General features: G+C 56.0%; 14 protein-coding genes. 7 read left to right on the forward strand and 7 right to left on the reverse strand.

Features of this window, described 5'->3' with window-relative positions:
- Positions 1-11 precede the first annotated feature (11 nt).
- Positions 12-452: a hypothetical protein gene (locus tag AC6T8Q_RS12400; protein ID WP_500679377.1), complete on the reverse strand. Its 441-nt coding sequence runs from the start codon at positions 450-452 to the stop codon at positions 12-14.
- Between the two features lie 130 nt (positions 453-582).
- Positions 583-2,610 (reverse strand): M13 family metallopeptidase, encoded by a 2,028-nt coding sequence (locus AC6T8Q_RS12405; RefSeq protein ID WP_500679378.1) that lies wholly within the window; start codon positions 2,608-2,610, stop codon positions 583-585.
- A gap of 119 nt (positions 2,611-2,729) precedes the next feature.
- Here AC6T8Q_RS12405 and queG point away from each other — a divergent pair, with 119 nt between their 5' ends.
- On the forward strand, positions 2,730-3,770 hold the full coding sequence (gene queG, locus AC6T8Q_RS12410) for a tRNA epoxyqueuosine(34) reductase QueG (RefSeq protein ID WP_500679379.1): 1,041 nt from the start codon (positions 2,730-2,732) through the stop codon (positions 3,768-3,770).
- A 61-nt stretch (positions 3,771-3,831) separates the two neighbouring features.
- Complete coding sequence (locus AC6T8Q_RS12415) at positions 3,832-4,911, forward strand: tRNA dihydrouridine synthase (RefSeq protein WP_500679380.1); 1,080 nt, start codon at positions 3,832-3,834, stop codon at positions 4,909-4,911.
- A 96-nt stretch (positions 4,912-5,007) separates the two neighbouring features.
- Here the strand turns inward: AC6T8Q_RS12415 and AC6T8Q_RS12420 are convergent, their stop codons facing one another.
- From AC6T8Q_RS12420 to AC6T8Q_RS12440, 5 genes are all read right to left on the reverse strand, one after another.
- Positions 5,008-8,775 (reverse strand): hypothetical protein, encoded by a 3,768-nt coding sequence (locus AC6T8Q_RS12420; RefSeq protein ID WP_500679381.1) that lies wholly within the window; start codon positions 8,773-8,775, stop codon positions 5,008-5,010.
- A gap of 209 nt (positions 8,776-8,984) precedes the next feature.
- Positions 8,985-10,106, reverse strand: a complete 1,122-nt coding sequence (locus AC6T8Q_RS12425) for a hypothetical protein (RefSeq protein WP_500679382.1) — start codon at positions 10,104-10,106, stop codon at positions 8,985-8,987.
- A gap of 39 nt (positions 10,107-10,145) precedes the next feature.
- Entirely contained in the window at positions 10,146-10,916 is a 771-nt protein-coding gene (locus AC6T8Q_RS12430) for a WecB/TagA/CpsF family glycosyltransferase (protein ID WP_500679383.1), read from the reverse strand.
- A gap of 17 nt (positions 10,917-10,933) precedes the next feature.
- On the reverse strand, positions 10,934-12,346 hold the full coding sequence (locus tag AC6T8Q_RS12435; RefSeq protein WP_500679384.1) for an O-antigen ligase family protein: 1,413 nt from the start codon (positions 12,344-12,346) through the stop codon (positions 10,934-10,936).
- A 28-nt stretch (positions 12,347-12,374) separates the two neighbouring features.
- The gene (locus AC6T8Q_RS12440; RefSeq protein WP_500679385.1) at positions 12,375-13,958 is read right to left on the reverse strand and encodes a GumC family protein; all 1,584 of its coding nucleotides are present in this window, start codon (positions 13,956-13,958) and stop codon (positions 12,375-12,377) included.
- Positions 13,959-14,296: 338 nt separating this feature from the next.
- Between AC6T8Q_RS12440 and AC6T8Q_RS12445 the strand changes: the two genes are divergently transcribed.
- The 5 genes from AC6T8Q_RS12445 (at position 14,297) to AC6T8Q_RS12465 (ending at position 19,824) form a co-directional block, all read left to right on the forward strand.
- Positions 14,297-15,445, forward strand: a complete 1,149-nt coding sequence (locus AC6T8Q_RS12445; RefSeq protein ID WP_500679386.1) for a GNAT family N-acetyltransferase — start codon at positions 14,297-14,299, stop codon at positions 15,443-15,445.
- A 12-nt stretch (positions 15,446-15,457) separates the two neighbouring features.
- A complete protein-coding gene (locus AC6T8Q_RS12450) occupies positions 15,458-16,342 on the forward strand; it encodes a polysaccharide deacetylase family protein (RefSeq protein WP_500679387.1) in 885 nt (294 codons plus the stop codon).
- A 16-nt stretch (positions 16,343-16,358) separates the two neighbouring features.
- Complete coding sequence (locus tag AC6T8Q_RS12455) at positions 16,359-17,888, forward strand: oligosaccharide flippase family protein (RefSeq protein WP_500679388.1); 1,530 nt, start codon at positions 16,359-16,361, stop codon at positions 17,886-17,888.
- A complete protein-coding gene (locus AC6T8Q_RS12460; RefSeq protein WP_500679389.1) occupies positions 17,885-19,072 on the forward strand; it encodes a glycosyltransferase in 1,188 nt (395 codons plus the stop codon). The genes AC6T8Q_RS12455 and AC6T8Q_RS12460 overlap by 4 nt, the downstream gene beginning before the upstream one ends.
- Before the next feature lie 149 nt (positions 19,073-19,221).
- Positions 19,222-19,824, forward strand: a complete 603-nt coding sequence (locus AC6T8Q_RS12465) for a lysophospholipid acyltransferase family protein (RefSeq protein WP_500679390.1) — start codon at positions 19,222-19,224, stop codon at positions 19,822-19,824.

The raw sequence follows: 19,824 nt of genomic DNA on the forward strand, positions 1-19,824 counted from the left end.
TTATGCAAATGTTATTTCGACGACGCCGTGTGCATCACATCCGTATCTACAAATGGATTCATCACCACCAACGGTGCCGGGGCGTTTGAGGCCTTCGTGACTTTGTCTTCTTCAGCCGCCGGCATTTCGACGGACGTTTGCTCGACGTAGGGATTCACGATTTCCTGAGCCGAGACCGTTTCCACGACTTCAGGTGTCATCGTTCCGGGCGGATAGGCAAACGGGCTGTAACCGTAGCTACGTGGAACCGGAGCACTGTAATACACCGGCGGGAAGGCTGCGTAATAGGGCACCTTCTGAGCCAGCACGGAATACAACCGACCGATGTCCCAGTAACCACCCATACCAAAACCGCCCATGCCGCCACAGGCACCGCCGCATTGGGCGTTTGCTTCACCGGCTACCAAGCCGCACAACAGGGCCACCGCCAACAAACCGCTTCTCTTGATCATCGCCGCAAACCTCAGAGGTGAATTAATCACGCTAGAAAATAGCCATCACAACCGCTATCTCCAGAATAATTGCTCGCCAAGGTATTGCAAATTCAGGCCATTTTCAGCACAAAACGGGCCTGCAAACGAATTACCAAATCTTGATCCGCTCGGCCGGGGCCCGGTAGAGCTCGTCCCCAGGCTTCACGTCAAACGCATCGTAGAACGCGTCGAAGTTCGAGACCGGGCCATTCGAACGATACATCGACGGCGAATGGGGGTCGGTCAGCAAGCGATTGACCATCTCGGCATCGCGATATTTGCGCTGCCAACTCTGACCCCAACCCAGAAAGAAGCGCTGATCGCCGGTCCAACCGTCGATCACGGGAGCTTCCTTGCCGTCGAGCGCGATGTTGTAAGCCTTATGGGCAATAGACATCCCCGACAAGTCGGCGATGTTCTCGCCCAAGGTGAGCTCGCCGTTCACGGTCTTATCGGGCAGTGGTGAATACTTGCTGAATTGATCCACCAACTTGGCCGTCTGCTTGTGAAAAGCCTCGCGGTCTTCGTCGGTCCACCAATCGTTGAGATTCCCGTCTCCATCGTACTTGCTTCCCTGATCGTCGAAAGCATGGCTGATTTCGTGGCCAATGATCGCCCCGATGCTGCCGTAGTTGACTGCATCATCCGCCGTGACGTCGAAAAACGGCGGCTGCAAAATCCCCGCGGGGAAGACGATCTCGTTCTGTCCTGGATTGTAGTAAGCATTGACCGTGTGTGGTGTCATGTACCACTCGGAACGATCCACTGGCTTACCAAGCTTATCGACCATCCGCTTGTACTCGACCTTAGCGGAGCGCATCAGATTGCCCAACAGATCGTTGGGATCAACCACCAACGTCGAATAATCGCGCCATTTGTCGGTGTAGCCAATCTTGGTTGTAATCTTCGAAAGTTTTTCCTCGGCCCGCTGTTTGGTGGCATCGGTCATCCACTCAAGCCCCATGATGCTTTCTTTATAAGCCTGCATCAGGTTGCCGACGAGCTCGTCCATCCGCGCCTTGGCTTCGTGCGGAAAGTGTTCTTTCACATAAATTTGGCCCACGGCATCACCCAGTGCGCCAAAGCCCCGCTTACCTGCCAGCGCTTCGACGGCCCGCTTCCAACGGGGTTGGAGTTCGGGCACGCCCGCGAGCTGCTTGCCATACAGATCGAACTGGGCATCGACGTACTCGGCCGGCATGCCGCTGGCGAAGCTGTCGATCAATTGATAGCGCAAATACTGCTTCCAAGTCTCGAGCGGCGTCTCCGTCACAAGCCCATCAAGCTCTTCAAAGAAGCTGGGGGTCACCACGTTCAACTCTTCGAGATCAACAACCTCTGCCCCATCGAAATATTTATCCCACGGGATGCTCGGCGAGAGCTTCTTCAGATCGTCCACCGACTGCTTGTTGTAACGCTTGTGCGCATCGCGAAGCTCGGTCCGAGTCCATTGCAACTTGGCCAACTTGGATTCCAAATCCAAAATCGTTTGGCCGATTTTGTCGTCGTGAGGAAGTTCGCTCAGCTCAAACACTTTGTTGACATATTTGACGAGTGCTTCCCGAGCGGCCTTGTAGTCGGCCGTGTCTTCCAGATAGTAATCGCGATCGGGAAGCGAGGTCCCCGATTGAATGATTGCCAGCAAATATTGCGACGAATCTTTGTCGTCCTGATCGACGTAAATCCCAATTGGCGAATCAACGCCGATCGTTGCCAAATAGCCAAAGTGCTTGATCAGATCGTCGTGGCTCTTGAGTTGATCGATCGCGTCGAGTTGCACCTTGAGGGCTGAAATTCCCTGATTCTCGATTTCTTCTTCGTCCATATAGCTCAAATAGAAATCGCCGATCTGCTGCTCGATGCTCCCCTCGGGATAATCGCCCTCGTTCAGGCGGTCGCAAATCTCGCGAATCGCGATTTGTGCCTCGTCCTCCAGCACGCTAAATGAGCCGAAGTTCGATTTGTCCGCCGGAATCGGCGTGTGCTTGAGCCAATTGCCGTTTACGTGCAAAAACAAATTGTCCTGCACGCGGATGCTTGGATCGACGTATTTCTTATCAATGCCGGAACGCAATTCCGCGGCAATCAGTTGGCAGGGGAACAGCAGGACGCACATCAAAAGCAGAACAAACCGCATCGTTCAATTTCTCCGGGACAGCTAGCCAATTAAGGGAATGAGTAAGTCTAGACAATTGAACCCAGACGGGCGAGACCGGTCGGCTCGTGAGTGGCGGCGGAGGCTGCTAGAATTGTGCCATGCCGCAACTCGACGTGACCACTTTATTGAGACAACGTGCCCAGGATTTGGGATTCGCGCTCTGCGGCATTTGCCCAAGCCGCTCGCCCGTGGGTGCCTCGCGGCTCGATGAATGGCTCGCCGCCGGGTACGCGGGACAGATGCAGTACATCGCCGACCGCCGCGAGGCTTACAACGATCCGCAGCACGTTTTACCGGGCGTACGGAGCATTGTCATGCTGGGAATACTATACGCCACGAGCGACCCAACACCGACGGATTCGACCTCGGGTCGCGTAGCCCGCTACGCCTGGGGCAATGCTGACTACCATGATCTCATTCGTGATCGATTACACAGTCTGGCCGATTTTTTACGCGAGCTTGTGCCCGCTGCCAACACACGCGGCGTGGTGGATACGGCTCCCCTTATGGAACGTGAATTCGCTCAGCTGGCCGGCCTTGGTTGGGTCGGCAAGAACACGCTGCTTCTTTCCAAACATGCCGGCAGTTATTTTTTTCTCGCCGCCTTGCTCACTAACGTCGAACTGGAGTACGACACCCCGTTCGTGGCCGATCATTGCGGCACATGCACGGCTTGTCTCGATGCCTGCCCCACGCAAGCGTTTCCGCAACCGTACGTGCTCGATGCTTCGCGGTGCATCAGTTATCTCACGATAGAAATGCACGATGCAGTGCCACTAGAACTTCGCGAAGGCATGCAAGATTGGGTTTTCGGTTGTGATGTATGTCAGGAAGTATGTCCGTGGAATCGCGGCGCGCCGAAATCGACGGAACCATCGTTCCAGCCGCAAGCTGATCTCAATCCAATCAATCTTGTGGAACTATTCGATCTGGATGAAGCCGCCTTCCGCGCGCGTTTTCGTCACACACCGTTATGGCGTGCCCATCGACGCGGGCTCTTGCGCAGCGCCGCCATCGCACTCGGCAACCACGGCGATCCGCAAGCGCTGCCCGCACTTAAAAAGGCCATGAGTGATCCCGAGCCAGTGGTTCGCGAAGCCGCCGAGTGGGCAATCGTGCGAATTAATGCTTGTTCCTAGCCGGACCTCCACGCGGTCCGGGGCTGTTGACGATTCCCACTCCCCATCGACAATAAAGAACATGCTCCACCCCATCCCGCAAACATTGCCAATCGGCCCGATCACGCTCGACTTTCCCGTCGTGCAAGCGGCACTCAGTGGCTACAGCGATACGGCGATGCGGTTGATCGCTCGCCGCTTGGGCGCGCCCTATACGTTGTGCGAAGTTTTGCTCGATCAATTCATCTTGCAAGTTCGCAAGCGCTCGCGGACCCACCATATCATGCACGTTGACGACGAAGAGCATCCCGTCGCCGGGCAACTCATGGGAGCTGATCCCAGCCAGTTCGGTCCGGCGGCCCAGCGTCTCGTCGAACAGGGCTTCGATGTGATCGACATCAACTTTGGCTGCCCAGTGAAAAAAGTCTTAGGTCGCTGCCGGGGTGGTTTTCATTTGAGCCAACCCGCCGTGGCCATCGAAATCATCGAGCGTGTTCGCGCGGCTGTTCCCGCTCACGTTCCCGTAACTCTGAAGATGCGCCGCGGCATCGACGACACCGCCGAAAGCCGCGATAACTTTTACACGATCTTCGATAAGGCCTACGAACTCGGTGTGACCGCGATCACGGTGCATGGCCGCACGGTCCAGCAGCGGTACGAGGGTCCCTCGCGGTGGGAATTCTTGCGCGAATTGAAAGAGTACGCCGGCAACCGAGTCATCCTCGGCAGCGGCGATCTCTTCGATGCCCAAGCTTGCATCGACATGCTCCGCTACACGGGAGTCGATGGCGTGACGGTCGCCCGTGGTGCGATTGGCAATCCTTGGGTCTTTCAACAAACTCGGGCTCTCGCGGCAGGTTTGCCACTCCCCGCTCCGCCGACGCTGTTCGAGCAACGCGACGTGATCGCCGAGCATTACCGGCTTGCCGAGGAACTTTATGGCCCTGAGCGTTGTCTGCCAAACATGCGTAAGTTCGGCATCAAATATTCGCGACTCCATCCGCAGGGCGAGCTCGTCCGCGCTGATTTCTGTAAAGTGAAACAACCAGGAAGTTGGCGCTCGGTATTATCCAAGTGGTACAGCATCGATGGCCCAGGTCTGCATCCTGTCGTGGAAGAGCCGAATCCGCTCTCGACAAGTTGCGCTCCGTCACTAACTTGAAGAGTGATTTAAACGCTAAGATCGCTGAGTGGCAGAGGACCGCAAAGTCAAACATCTCTGCGAACCTTGGTGTCTTGGCGACCTCTGCGTTTAAGTTTACCGCCAAATCTTTGGCACCCAGCCACGCAACCGGCCACCGGGCTTTGTCTTTGATTCGTCGGTTTCCTGTGCTTCCGGCTGTTTGGCAATTGCCGACGGCACGCGTTCTAGAGGCGGCACATATTCGACAAGGTAACGCGACCAATATTCGTTCAATAGTCGCAGGCAATCGACCACCTGATCATCTTCCAGGGCCGTCTTCGCTGCGAACACCCGTTTGACGAGCTCGCTGCGGCGGGAATCGTCAAAACGCAAATCGCACAATGCCACATCATCGATCAGTACGTTCGCCTGTCCCACGATGTGGAACTGCACACGGATTTGATTCGCATCCCCCACCGGTAGATCGCTCACCAGCATTTCCAGTGGTTTCCATTGGTTCTCCAGCGCGGGGGCATCAAAGGTCTGCACGCGGCGATAGGTTTGGCCGTTGTCTTCCGTCTCGATGGCTATCGCCAGCCGAGCATCTCCGGAAATTTCCTCGGCACGCACTTGAGCGTTTACGACTAACATGCCGGTTTCGGGCAGCGGGAATAAATGACTTTGCACCGCCACGCCCACGGCGTCCTCGCTCTTGAGTCGTACGGAACGAGCACCACTCCGCATCGCGGTTGTTTCCAATTCGACGGAACCTTTTTCACCCTTGCGCGGTTGCCAGCCGAAAATGCGGCTCGCCGTGTCGTCCAATTCAAAACCAGGATTCTGCAACTGCGGATAATCGCGAGCGATGTTGAGATTGCCCGTGCGGTTTTCAATGTCTTGAATCCGTCGCTGCAAATATTCTCGTGCTACGGCATCGGAGCTAACTTTGGCTTCGCCGGCACGGACACTAGCGTTATCAAACCGCCAAACGTGCAAACCGTAAGGCGCCAACGCCAAGGGCCAGTTTGATCGACCGGTCGTAAGCTTCCCTGAGAACTTAGCAGTCTCCGTTGATGCTTCATCGCGGCGGCCTAGCTCTTGCCAAGCTGTTTCCGCAGGTGCATCCAATTCGAGCGTCCCCAACACGGGCCAGGGGGATTCGTTCACGCACAACAAGAATGTTTCGTTCTCCGCACGACGAAGCTGCATCACAAGCGGCTGCTTGCGCATCGTGCGCGATTCCGTTCCTTGCGACGGAAGTTCAGCGAGCGACTGCAGATAGTCGCGGTGCTCGGAATCGATCACCATCGGCAAGTACTCACCCCCTTCGACAATCGTGCCTAGCTCGCCGTTGACCAGCGAACGCAGGATCGGCTTTTGATTCAGCGAGCTTGTCGGCATGGATTGCTCGGCCAAGATCAAAAACGTGCGATCCTTGGTATAAGGACTGCGATCGTCAAACGATGCCAGTCGAGTCTGCCGCGACGGATGAAACACCATCTCATGCGATAAACTGTTTCCGCCGGCAGTCACATCGTGCAGCACGAGGTCGGCGACTTGCTCTTGAACGTGATTTCGCGAGCTGAGTCGACTTGTATTAGTAATCTCGAGCCCTTCAATCGCTGCCAGCTTAGCCAGATCGATGCCCCGTTCGGCAAGGGCTTCTGAGTTGCGGCTAGGATTCGTCACATACCGCCGCGCCACTTGGGCAAGCGCCTGATCGGCAAACAGATTTTCGGTTGTTAGCACGAGTTTCATGTCAGGCCGTTGAGCACGGAGTTGCTTCGCAAGTTTGGCATAAAACTGCGTGACTTGCTCAACTCTCCATTCAATCCACGCTTGTCGGTGTCCTCCTGCAAGTGCGGCAGCAACCGTTTCCTGCGGAAGCTCAATGCCGGTGTCGGCACTGAACGCAGCTAAGACTTTGTCGTTCATCGCCACATCCAGCGGGCCAAGCATGCCGTAACCTCGGCTATCTAGCTGCAACGCAATCCCGGTAAAGGATGCGTGCCGGCTGTAGCGGCGGGCGACCTCCATCACCACGGCTTCCAATTCATGCTGCACGCGCACATCGAGCAGATTGTAGTTGGCTTTGCCACCAGCATCGTTCGTGACAGTCAGCCGCGGCAAGGGTGCGGTCAATTGAATCGCGGGGAGCACTCGTACTTCTTCGCGATCGCAAACTCGCAGCAGCATTTCCAACACGTCTTTGCGTACGGGGTCTTGCCCACACGCCGCCAACAAGCCCGTATCGAAACGCGGAGAGGGCTGCAGCATGCTACTAGGATAGATGGCACTGCCGTCGGCGGCCACCGAGAGCATCAAGCTGTTGTAGCCCGACAATTTCAAATGCTGTGTGAGACGCCGGGCCCCATCAAGAAAGGTCGACCAACTTTGCACGCTAATGCCACTCGCCGGATCGATGACTTCCGCTGCACCCATGTTTTGTGCGAACTGCGGTTTGGCGATATACCCCGCCACCATGCGGCCATCGGAGGTTGAAGGCGTTTTAGTAACCGAGGCACTAGCCGCATCATCGTGCCGCGATAAGGTAATCTTTCCAAACACGCCCCGCTGCGTCGCGTGCCGATTTACAATCAACAGTTGGGGGCTACCCGTCCGTGGCCAAAAGATGACGCGGTGAGTGGCTGTCTGCGAGGAATCGGTCGAAATCACGTCATCGACATGCAGTCCCGAATCAAGCACTGGCGCGGTCACACGCCCGGCGGCATCGGGTTCAATCAAACTTACGCCCAAATGTTGCTTTTCGCTGATCGGATAGGTGATCTCGACCAAATGGGGCACACCCACTTCGAGCACGGGCAGTGTAAAAGCCTGCCACGAAGGTTCCTGGGGATTAGTTGACGGCGGGAGTTCTACCAAACCATGAGTGTCCCCCTCTCGTGGCAGCAAACGCACATTGCCAATCGCCCCAGGAGGTTTGCCAGTCAGGCGTGACACTTGAGCCCATGTGGGAAAGCGTTGCCACCAACTCGGATTGGCCGGATCAATCGACAACACAGTGAGCCAGTGATCGCCGAGCGTCGGAACTTTTTGATTGGGGTCGATCACCACGAAATCGATCTCACGCGTGGCGAAAGGCTTACTCCCTTGGCCCGGAACAAACCGCGTGGCGAAACCATCTTCGTGTCTTGCGCTCAACGAAAGACGATAAGCTCCTTCCGCGCCGGGGCTCACAACGTCGAGTGCCAATTGCCCATTCGCGGGTGAACCTGTCATGAGTGTTTGTGACGATTGCCAAACGATGGCCTCGGAACCGATCGCTCGCACGACGGCATCGAAGATCACCGGTCCCACGGCAAGTTCTTCCGTGAAATCAGTTTGCAATCGCAGCGGCCAATTTTCCTTTGGGGCAAAAATCAAGTTTTCGCGTGATGGCAGGACCCGGAAACGATCACCAGGGCAGCGATAAGCCAACAGATAGCTCCCCAACGAGTCAATCGGCTCGCGAAGCTGCTCCTTAGCCAACTTGCTCAGCGGAACTTCCACAACCGTCGGTTCGCTCGCCTGTTCCGATTGCATTTCAAATCGCAACAGCGATTCGCTCTCGCCCGCGATGGTGATGTCGCAGCCGTCAAAGCCACGCTTTTCCCAGGGATCGATTTTGATCTGATTGTCGCGAAGTTGAATCGCGATGGGGGCATCGGCTTCCATGCCTAACGGCTGGAGTTCGGTGAGCTTGGCACCTGCGCAACTGATCTGCCCCGTCCAGCGATGTTTAGCACGATCGCCGTTACTCCAAGCAACGCGCAACCGCAGAGTGATGTCTTCAGCAAAGCACTGAGAAAATACTAAGAGCGTGGCGAGCAACGTGAGCATCGCACGGGTGAGCCAGCGTTGTCTGCGCATCGCGAGACACACGCCGCCGTAGAGCTTCCGCATTTTCGGACGTCCTTGTCCGATCATGGCTCACCAAATTGTCAGAGTAAGAGCGAAACAGCTTCGTCGCGCGAGATTCATCCTGAACTTGCGCGTGCTGGCAAATCGCCTAAATTGGGTGGCGGATTGTAGATAGCACGATCCTGGGTAGCTAGACCAGTTGAGTGCTAGCCAAGAGAATTTCTGGAAGGCGCTTCGCGGTTGCTAGCAGTTCATCGCCAAGGAGAAACAAGTTCGTCGGGCAGTGCTTGCTCGGCAGTCGTGCTATCACTCAGCAGGGTAACAATTTCCGGACAACGGCTGGCAATGTCGTTCGCTTCCCAACGATCGTCGGGCTTGGCATAGAGCTCGCTATGTTCACCTCGAATGAGCATCCAAGCGGGCGACCGCACCATTTGCTGGCCTTTATTGCTAGCTGTGGCAAGATCACGGAGTGTAAGTGGCATGCCCCCCAATGCCGGCAGCAGTGACATTCCCTCTGAACTGCTAGTGCGGAACCAATCGCGTAGCGTGGCTGCAATGTCTTCGGGTTGAGCAAATCCTATCACTCGGGGCAGGGGGGCCAAACTTTCTTGCGTAATTATCAAACATGGCAAATGCAATTGCTCGCTGTAGAGCGTGCAACAATCGCTGCCGACGCAACCGTGCTCGCCCAGCGAAAATCCCCGCGAACCAAGGATCATCGCCAGCTTTTCACTTCCGGCGAGTTCCTCAAAAGCTTCAATCGCCCCCGCCACGCACAATTCCAACACACTCACTTGTGCCGCGTAGGCCACGAGATATTGCAGCAATTCGTCGGGATCGTCGATGCCCTGCAAATTCGTCGGAGGGTCAACAAACTCCGGGGGCAGCGGGTCTTCCTCATCCATCATGTGCGCACGCAATTCCAACGGCGCGTCCCAGGTTCCGCACAATCCGCTAAAGTGGACCCAGAGCAAGCTATTGGCCTGCTGTTCCGCCGCATCTTTTTGCCACGCGGCAAACTGCTCGACAACTCGCGCAAAGAATCGCGTGGCATGAGATTCTTCGCTTTGTTCGGCTGACTGATTCGCCATCCGTTCGACGTGCATGACTTCATCGAAATTGCCAGCTTGCTCAGCAATCGTGGGATCATCGGTGATCAACCACCGCCTTGTTGGAGATTTCAGCTGCGGGCACGCATCTCGATAAAAATCAGCCAGGGCCGGGGACTTGGCAAGCAGCCATTCCACCACAAGTGCGCGGCTCGCGAGCTCGTCAAAAAGCGGTGTGGGAAACGCCGTATTCCCATAAGCCCCCCACGCCGACGCGCGCAAGCCATCTACCGCAATTACCAAAGCCAGGCGATTTTCCATCGCACTACTATAGCGGATTGAAGCGATTTAGCGCAGTGCCTACGCCCGTGCGCCGCGCCATTCCCGCCACACCAGTTGCGGGAAAATCCAGGCATCGCGCAAATAGCGTTTCGCCAGCCGCGATGGCTCTGTCGCTAAGCGATGGAACCATTCAAGTCCCATCCGCCGCATCCAGAGTGGCGACCGCGCTTTTTCACCGGCGAGGAAATCGATCGTCGCGCCCACGCACAAGGCCACGCGGGCCTGCATTTGGTCGGCGTGACGCTCGACCCACAATTCCTGCTTGGGAGCACCCAAACCAATCAAAAGAAGTTGTGGTTCGGCCTCGGCAATCATTTTTAGTATTCGATTGTTCTCGGCTGGATCGCTTTCAAACCCGAGGGGTGGCGAGTAAATCCCCACCACGTCGACGTTTGGCCAACGCTCATGAATGTTCGCCGCAGCACGTTGCCCAACACCGGGAGCGGCACCGAGTAAAAACACTCGGAATGGCTCATTTTTATCCATGCTTCCCTCGAATAACGCTGGCACCAAATCGCTTCCCGCCACGCGCTCGGGAAGTGCACGCCGCAACAGCCGGGAGGCCCACACCACGGGTGCCCCGTCTGCCAGCACAAGCGCGGCGTTGTCATACGCTTGCCGCAAGTCGCTGCGAGTTTGGAACATCACCGTGTGATCGACGTTCGGCGTCACCACATAACGGCAAGGCGCTTTGTCCGTCGTACGACACCAACCCAACACCGTGTCCACGGCCGTGGGCATGTCGATCGCGTGAATTCTCATCCCGAAAAGTGAAATCGTGTTGAGCATTGATGACTGGTTCCTCTTCAAGTTGCCAAACGCATGCCGTTCATATCTTGAACGGATGCAGAGTTCACTAGCTTCGATTGTCTTACGGTTTGTGTGCGGAGCAGAGCCTGCAGCCCCACGGTCACGCCACAGGTCAAACTCAGGACCCATTGCTCGCTGGGCGAAAGGGTCAGATCGTGGAACAGTGCATTCGTGACATAAGCGATTAGCGCAGCTAGCGAAAATAAACCTTGATTCCGCATCCAAGCAGCTGCGCTCGTGTTCGCCATCAGTTGCCAGGCCGCTCGTCCCCACGCAACCAGCAAGCCGACAAATAGAGTCAAACCGACGATGCCGGTCTCAGTAAGAATGCTCAAAAAAGTGTTGTGGTGATCGAGCGGACGAATCGATTCGAGTTCAATCTTTTGGCTACGGTCCGACAGATAGGGCATTTTTTTATCGTAGAACCGGCCAAAGCCGCACCCAAACAGCGGATCGTCACGAAACATACGCATCGACACATAGACAAACGAAGCGCGTTGATAGACCGAATGTCCCGCATCGCCATCGGAATCGTCGCGGCCCATGTTGATAACTTTGCCACCGAAGAAAATTCCGCCCAATCCCGTTCCCAACACCAAGCCGGCAATTACCGCGGGTCGCCAGGTTTTGGGGAAGTGCAAAAACGGAATGACGGCCAATCCCCCCGCGAGTCCCAACCAACATGATCGGGTGTACGTGTAGTAGAGTGCGGCGCACATCAACAGCATTACAGCCATCAAAGCCAACTTGCCCCAGCGCCCGACTTGCTGCCACAAAAACCACGCCGCCCAAAAGCAAACAGTGAGATAAACGCCCAAGCTAGCCGACATCAACGCAGGCCCACGCGCGCGGCCGAAGTGCGTGCCGAGTGTCGGATCGGCAATGAAGCGGGGAAACACGGCCCACCACTGCTCTTTGACCTCAGCAATGCCGGTCAGGGCCAAATACAATCCGAGTAACGACAGCCCCGCGAGTAACCATTTCCAATGTTTAGGATCAAGCTCCGAATTCCGCGCGATCCAATAAACCGCCGCCGACATCCAAAACGTTGCGATCAACCGCCAGAATGGTGGCACGCTCGACGCCACGCTGCCAGGTGGTTCGGTCAGCACGCAACGCACCGTCAGATAGCCGACTAGCAACAGCCCCAGCCAATCGGCCCCGGTGAGCGGGGCGATTGAAAACTCTTTCCGCCACCAGCGCCACGCAAATAGCGAAACGAGGCCTGCGATCAACACGCGATCCACGGTCAACGGCAACGGTCCTAGCCTGATTTCCCAAAAGTCGCGGGTGAGAATATAGCCGAAGGCAATAAACACCGTGCAACCCATGAGCAACGAGCCGTGCCGGCAATAGGCCAACGCCCACGCCAAGCCCGCCACGCCAAGGATTGTCAACAGAATTTCCATGCTTCCATCTCGTTAGCAAATGGCCAGCTTATGAACCAACGGAAGTGGGAACGCTGAACGATGAACCACTTCCCAGTGGCAGCACAACGGTAGAAGTCGCCGGCTTGGTCGTTTCCACTTTGCTGGCGGGGATGGCATTCGCTTCGCGTAGTTTTTTCGTGTAGCTGCTGAAATCAAACCCCGCGGTCGACGGCCGTGGCGTAAGCGGCTGAGTGACTTGCGGAACTTCGGCTAGTGGAACTCTTTGGGGTTCTCTTTGTTTCACGTCCTGAGCCGTTGGCAAACTGAGGAACAGCCATCCCAGACCCAACACCATCCCCGCAAATGTACCGAGCATTACCACGGTCGTGCGCCCCATTCCTACGGGGTAGGGACCCGTCTCTGGTGAATCGATCGGGGTCACGAGTTGAGCACTCGCGGCAGCCACTTGTTTGGCACGGACTTCGCTGAGTTGCTTGCGGGCTTCGCTCAAGATGGCCCGACTGCTGTCGACGCTCGCCACCCGACTCGAATATTCGGCCCGCAATTCCGCCAAGCCATTGAGTCGCGTTTTTAGTCCGGCAATTTGCGAATTCAAAACTTCCAATCGATTGTGGCTCAAGCCAACATCGACTTGCAAACCTTCGACAACCACGGCCAGTTCGCGATGCAACTCCGTCCGAATCCGAACCACGGTTTCCTGCGCGGCTCGCACGTGGGGGTGATCCGCCGTTCGTGTGCCGCTGAGTTTGGAAACTTGCAGTTGGGCGTCAACCAAACCATCTTTGAGTCGCTGAAGCGTTGGCTGAATTTTCAGCAAGCTTCCCGGCATGGCGACAAGCTTTTGTGGATTGTCTTGAGCGCCTTGGAGCACAATCAGGAGGTCTTCCGCCTCACGCAACCGAGCCTCAACGGCCCGGCTTTCTTTTTCGAGTTCCACCAGTTGCTGGCGAAGGTCACTTTGGCCCCCCATGGCGGAATGCAGAATCCGTAGTTCGCCAAGATCGCTGCCAACTTGGGCTTCAAACTCCTTAAGTTTGGCATTCTCTGCTTGGTGAATCTCGGCCGAGAGTTCAACTTGCTTTTCCAGATCGTTGATCAATCCTTGCGAGCGTTCCTGTCGTAGTTGACTCAAACGCAATGAAAGTTGCTTGCAGAGTTCACCCACCAAGGCAATCGCCCGTTCGCGACTGGGGTCCTTCACGCCGAAGTAAAAGATTTCCGTTTTGCCAAATTCCGCGCCGTTGGGTGGCGTCATGCTGAGCCGTTTGCGAAATTTTTCAATTTGCTCCGCATCAGGCTCCGTGGCTGGTAGGCCCTCGGCACGATCGACGTTCTTGATTGTAGCGCTGACGACTTGATGACTCTTGGCGAGTTCGAGGATCGTTTCCTGAAAGGTCCGCATTTCGTACAAGTCGGCGAACTTGCCGGGCTGCTTCGCGCCGGTCGAGACCGAAGCCTCCTCGCGCACAACCATACCCTGAAATGCTTCCCAGTTGCGAGTCATAAACGCCGCATACACGAGCGACAGCAAGCCACAAGTCACCATGGTGATGATCCAATCACGACGGCGCTCGATAATCAGCTTGATACAGCGTTGGGGCGTCAGGTCAAAAGTTTCGGCGTTGTTCATCAATGTTTCCCTTCCAAGGCACGCCACGGCTGGACAAATATCTCGTCCACCCCACGGGGTGATCACCCGCCGGCGAGGGAAAGAACGATTTCACGCGGCATGGGCCGCTAGTTTTCCCTAATAGAACGTAGCTTACGCAGCAAGCTACTGAGTCCAGCAAGCATCTGACGTCGGTTGGGTGTTGCCAAAACGCCACATGTGGCGAAATCTCCACCGTGTTTTTGCCAAATCCGCCGCGAAATCTGTGTTTTCTGTCCTAGGTTTAAGTACCCGTAACCACATGAAATCCTGTGGAACGCCACAGGTTATATGCCGCTCATTAGCTTTTGAAGCCAATCATGCTCGTACGCCCAATCAACAACATCGACGATCTCGCGCCGTTCCAAGCACGTTGGGATGAGCTTGCCGGGGATTGTCCGTTTCGCTGTTGGACGTGGCTCACCACTTGGTGGAAGCATTATGGCACAGGCCGCTCGCTGAATGTGCTGTTGGTCTTTTACGACGACAATTCAAGTTGTAGTGCTGACGTCAGTTGCCGCAACCAATCACTACCTCTCGAACAGCTCGTCGCCATACTTCCCTTGTACATCGATCACAGCCACACCCAAGGGAACGTCTTACGGCTGATGGGTGATGGCGAAGTTTGCAGCGAGCATCTCGATCTGCTGTGCGTGCCCAGCGAACTCGATGAAGCGAGCCAGGCACTTGCTGAATACCTCGTGGCACACGCCGACGATTGGGACGCACTCAAACTCACGGCTTTGGCCGAAGGAACGCGGAATCTCGATTCCTTATTGGTGGCCTTGACGATGGCCGGCTGCGAATTGAATCGCACGGCAGGCGTGAATTGCTGGTCGATTCCACTGCCAGCGAATTGGGACGAGTTTCTTGCGATGCAGTCGAAATCGCACCGCAAGCAGCTCCGACAACTCAAAAACCGAGTCCTTGAGAGCCCGCGCGCTGCCGCTTACGAAGTTAGCGACTTCCGTGAGTTTGACGTGGCTTGGGAGATTCTCATCGATCTCCACCAGCGCCGTCGCCTTAGCTTGGGAGAACCCGGTTGCTTCGCGTCGCCCCAATGGGCCAACTTCCATCGCGAAGTCGCTTTGGAATTCCTGAATCAAGGCCGCTTGCGATTGTCGGTTGTGGAACTCGACAGCGAACCGATCGCGGCGGAATATCACCTTGCTGGCAATGACGCCATCTATGCCTATCAAGGGGGCATCGATCCTGAACGCCGCGATGACGAACCGGGGCAACTTTCGATGATCCTGTGTATCGAACATGCCATCGCAGCGGGCTGCACACGCTTTGAATTGCTACGAGGTGATGAACCCTACAAAGCCCATTGGCGCGCCGCGGCCACACCCACAAGCGATATTGAAGTCATCGCGCCACGCACGCTGGCAAAACTGCGGCACTATTCATGGAATGGTCTTCGCCGCGCCGGCCGCCTGGTCCGCCAATTCACGAACTTGCTGAGTTAACGGAGCGCGTGAATGCTGGACAACTACAAAAGTCAGATTCTGGGACTGTATTACCTAGCCACACTGCCTCAAAGGCGACAAGCGGCTGAGCAGCGATGCGAAACCGGCACCGTGCCGATTATGTCGCTCTTGTATCATCGCGTGGCCGACACACATCCCAACACCTGGACGATCAGTTGGGAGCAATTCCGTTATGAAATGGAATGGCTGCAGCAGCACTTCGATCTGGTCTCGCTCGAAGAAGCGCAGCGCCGCATTGCCGCAGGCAAAAACTCGCGTCCGACGGTCTGCATCACGTTCGACGACGGCTATGCCGAGAATTGCGACAAGGCGATTCCCTGGCTGATCGAACAAAAGATTCCCGTTACTTATTTTGTTACCAGCAACAATATTCTCACGGGCCAGTCTTTTCCTCATGATTTGGCCGCTAATTGTCCGTTGCCACCGAACACCGCCGCACAGATTATCGATATGGCCGCGGCCGGCATCGAGATCGGGGCCCATACGCGCTCACATCCTGATTTAGGTCGGGTCACTTCGCTTGAAGAACTCACCGAAGAAATAGTCGGCTCGAAACAAGATCTCGAGGCCTTGCTGGAAAAGCCCGTGCGCTATTTCGCATTCCCTTACGGCCTGCACGAGAACATGACCCCCGCTGGCTTTGCGATTGCCTATCAAGCCGGCTTCACAGGGGTTTGCTCGGCCTACGGTGCGTACAACATGCCCGGCGACGACAGCTTCCACATTCAACGGATACACGGCGATCCCCAATGGTCGCGCTTCTTGAATTGGATGACGGTCGACCCACGCAAGATTTACAAACAAATTCCGTTTGACACGGGTCCTTACCGTCACGCTTTGCTGGCAAACCTCGCAACGGAGGTTTCCTGCGATTAGCGCTCCACACGAAAACTTGGCTTCGGCTCAACACGCCCGCATGCGGACCGACACGCTCGCCGCGAGCGTGGTGATTCTGATTGTCGCAACCGTCATTCAGCGCAGCGTCGGCTTTGGCCGAGGCGTGCTGTTCTGTCGGTGGCTGTCGCCGGAAACGCTCGGCCAATGGGATATGGCGTACAGCTTTTTGCTGCTGTTCGCCCCACTCGCCGTGTTGGGCATACCCGGTTCTTATGGCCGTTATCTGGAACATTACCGCCAGCGCGGCCAATTGCGCTTGTTCTTAAAACGCACGATGGTTTGGACCGCGGTGTGTAGTACTGTTTCGATCTTGATTCTGCTCGGTTTCGCGCCACAGTTTTCCAGCCTCGTCTTTGGCACCGATGGCAGCGTCAGCAGCATTTATGCCATAGCGGCTTGCTTGGCGGCAGTCATCTTGCATCACACGCTGACTTCGCTGTTAACGGCGCTGCGATTGTTCCGCGTAGTTACGATCATGAATTTCCTGCAGAGCCTGCTCTTTGCCGGCTTAACACTTGCCTTGCTCACCAAGCATGCCAGCGTGTTGAGCATCGTCGGTGGCTACGGCTTTGCTTGCTTAATAGCGTCACTGTGGGGCATCTGGTGGGTCTGGCCGGGACTCAAGTCGGAGGAAGCAACAACGACCCATATTCCGCACCTTGCATTCTGGTCGCGGCTTTTGCGGTTTGCACTGTTTGTATGGGTCACCAATTTGCTATCGCATTTGTTTGCCGTGGTCGACCGCATGATGGTCCTGCATTGCAGCGGGCTGGATTCTGTCGTTGCCCTCGAACAAGTCGGCAACTACCACAGCAGCCGGATCGTCCCGCTGTTGCTGGTTTCGTTTGCCGATTTGCTCAGCGGACTGATCATGCCGCATTTGAGCCATGACTGGGAATCAGGCCGCCGCGAACAGGTTGGCCGTCAATTGAATCTCGCCGTCAAGCTCTCGTCGCTGGGTATGCACGCCGTGGGTATGGGAGTGCTGCTGCTCTCCGCATTCATGTTCGACGTCATTTTGCAGGGCAAGTACAACGATGGGTTGGCCGTGCTGCCGTGGACACTCGCAGGCTGTGTGATCTCGGGGACGTATGTCGTCGCGCAAAACTACTTGTGGTGTGCCGAGCACCCGCGACTCGCCGCCTTGCCATTGGCCATCGGCTTGTTAGTCAACATAATTCTCAATTTTCTGTTCATCCCCTGGTGGGGTTTACATGGCGCCGTGTTGGCCACGGCCATTTCGACTGTGCTATGCCTAGCCATTATTTTGCTGTTAAGCCAGCGTCACGGCATGAAGCTCGATCCCGGTACGTGGATCACCTGCGCATTGCCAATCACTTTGGGTTTTGGCAGCTACGTCGCCACCGCGGCATTTGCCTTAGTCACGATTGTTGGTGTCAGCACCAACTTGATTCTCAACGCCGAGGAACGCGCCCAAATGCACATGTTGTGGGAGATGGCTCTGAGCAAACTGAGATCGATCTTTCCCAAGCTCACCGCGGCACGCACAACGGAATCACTATGAAAGCCCAAGAAAATAATCATCCGTTGCGCGTTTTGTTTCTCGTAACCAGCATGCCTGTCGGCGGTGCTGAAACGCTGCTCCTCAATCTGGTTCGTGGCCTCAATCGCCAGCAATTCTCTCCCGAAATTGCTTGCCTGAAAGAACGCGGGCCCTTGGGCGAAGAACTCGCACGCGAAATGCCCGTGTATCACAATTTGATTTCGTGCAAGTTCGACCTCTTGGTGCTGCCCCGTTTGTGGCGGTTGATGCGTAAACAGAAAATTGACGCCGTGGTCACCGTCGGGGCAGGGGACAAAATGTTTTGGGGACGTCTGGCCGCAAAACTCGCCGGCGTGCCCGTAATCGCCTCCGCGCTGCATAGTACGGGCTGGCCTGATTCCGTGGGTCGCTTGAATCGTATGCTCACGCCAATTACCGACGCCTTCATCGGTGTGGCGGATGCCCACGGTCAACACTTGGTCGAGAACGAACATTTCCCCGCTGAGAAAGTTCAGATCATTTACAACGGCATCGACACCACACGATTTTGTTCGGGTGACAAGTCACAAGCCCGGCATGATCTCGGTCTGGCCGCCGATGCTAAAGTCGTCGCCATTCTGGCGGCGTTGCGTCCCGAAAAGAATCACGCGATGTTTCTCTCTGGTGCGGCCGAAATCCTTCGCCGGGAGCCTCGTGCAAGATTTCTAATCATCGGCGACGGCCCACTGCGCGGCGAATTGGAACACCTCGCTCAACAGTGGGGCGTGGCTGACGTAACGGAATTCCTTGGCTCACGTCACGACGTCGAGCACGTGCTGCAGGCCGTCGATGTGTTGGCCCTCACGTCGCATAATGAAGCCAGCCCTGTTTCTATTCTCGAAGGACTCAGTTGTGGCGTTCCTTGCGTGGCCAGCAACGTCGGCTCGGTGAGTGAAACGGTGATCGACAATATAACCGGCAAATTGTTTCCCGAAGGCAATCAAACGGCCTATGTCAACGCGGTTCTCGAATTGTTGGAGAACGAAACTTTACGCGCAAAAATGGGCGCCGCGGGACGGCAATTAGTGATCCAGGATCGTTCGCTCGATGCGATGGTGCACGGCTACGAATCGTTGCTCACACGAATTTATTCACTTAAGACCAAGCAATCCGTCGCACCGGCAGCAAGTTCCAACCGCAAAGCCGCCTCCGCTGGATTGAGGTAGACGTGGCTCTCTTCCGTCAGGGCTAACGGCTGGATAGGATAGAGAGTTTAGGGCAAAACGGAAATCCATCACAAACACTTCCAGCAAAGCCCCACCCACTTGTTCAGGCTCGTTTGATTGCCAACCGAACCAAAGTTCACACCTAGCGCATGATTACCGAGACCCTGCTAACTTGGACCGCCCGCATTATCAGCGGGGTCAGCGTGCGCTGGGTCGATTCGCAACCCGACACCTGCCAGCGGGTCTACTTCGCCAACCACACGAGCCATCTCGACGTCGTGTTGGTTTGGTCGGCACTTCCGTCCGACGTGAGGCATCTCACACGACCGATTGCCGCAAAGGATTATTGGGATCGCGGCGTACTGCGGCCTTATTTGGCCAAAGTGTTCAACGCGATGCTCATCGACCGCACCGAAATTAAGGTCCACCATAGCCCGGTCGACATGATGCTCCGTGAAATCGGCAACACGCATTCACTGATTCTGTTTCCCGAGGGGGGACGCAGCCCAGGGGAAGAAGTCGGCGAATTCAAAAGCGGCTTGTACTATCTGGCCAAGAAACGGCCTGATTTGGAATTGATTCCCGTTCACATCAACAACATGAATCGCATCTTGCCCCGCGGCGAATTTCTCCCCGTGCCGCTATTGTCGTCGCTGACTTTCGGCCCTCCTATGTGGCTCGAAGCCGGCGAACCAAAGATGGATTTTTTGAATCGCGCCCGTATGGCCGTACTGAATTTGAGGAATTCTTGA

This window comes from Bythopirellula sp., assembly GCF_041737835.1.
Lineage (GTDB): Bacteria > Planctomycetota > Planctomycetia > Pirellulales > Lacipirellulaceae > Bythopirellula.

What these genes read in the sequence shown, in the direction of transcription:
- AC6T8Q_RS12450 (WP_500679387.1), top strand. Translation starts at nt 15,458, where the DNA reads ATGCTGGACAACTACAAAAGTCAGATTCTGGGACTGTATTACCTAGCC.
- AC6T8Q_RS12420 (WP_500679381.1), bottom strand. Translation starts at nt 8,775, where the DNA reads ATGCGGAAGCTCTACGGCGGCGTGTGTCTCGCGATGCGCAGACAACGC.
- AC6T8Q_RS12425 (WP_500679382.1), bottom strand. Translation starts at nt 10,106, where the DNA reads ATGGAAAATCGCCTGGCTTTGGTAATTGCGGTAGATGGCTTGCGCGCG.
- AC6T8Q_RS12435 (WP_500679384.1), bottom strand. Translation starts at nt 12,346, where the DNA reads ATGGAAATTCTGTTGACAATCCTTGGCGTGGCGGGCTTGGCGTGGGCG.
- AC6T8Q_RS12405 (WP_500679378.1), bottom strand. Translation starts at nt 2,610, where the DNA reads ATGCGGTTTGTTCTGCTTTTGATGTGCGTCCTGCTGTTCCCCTGCCAA.
- queG (WP_500679379.1), top strand. Translation starts at nt 2,730, where the DNA reads ATGCCGCAACTCGACGTGACCACTTTATTGAGACAACGTGCCCAGGAT.
- AC6T8Q_RS12430 (WP_500679383.1), bottom strand. Translation starts at nt 10,916, where the DNA reads ATGCTCAACACGATTTCACTTTTCGGGATGAGAATTCACGCGATCGAC.
- AC6T8Q_RS12440 (WP_500679385.1), bottom strand. Translation starts at nt 13,958, where the DNA reads ATGAACAACGCCGAAACTTTTGACCTGACGCCCCAACGCTGTATCAAG.
- AC6T8Q_RS12415 (WP_500679380.1), top strand. Translation starts at nt 3,832, where the DNA reads ATGCTCCACCCCATCCCGCAAACATTGCCAATCGGCCCGATCACGCTC.
- AC6T8Q_RS12400 (WP_500679377.1), bottom strand. Translation starts at nt 452, where the DNA reads ATGATCAAGAGAAGCGGTTTGTTGGCGGTGGCCCTGTTGTGCGGCTTG.
- AC6T8Q_RS12445 (WP_500679386.1), top strand. Translation starts at nt 14,297, where the DNA reads ATGCTCGTACGCCCAATCAACAACATCGACGATCTCGCGCCGTTCCAA.
- AC6T8Q_RS12465 (WP_500679390.1), top strand. Translation starts at nt 19,222, where the DNA reads ATGATTACCGAGACCCTGCTAACTTGGACCGCCCGCATTATCAGCGGG.
- AC6T8Q_RS12460 (WP_500679389.1), top strand. Translation starts at nt 17,885, where the DNA reads ATGAAAGCCCAAGAAAATAATCATCCGTTGCGCGTTTTGTTTCTCGTA.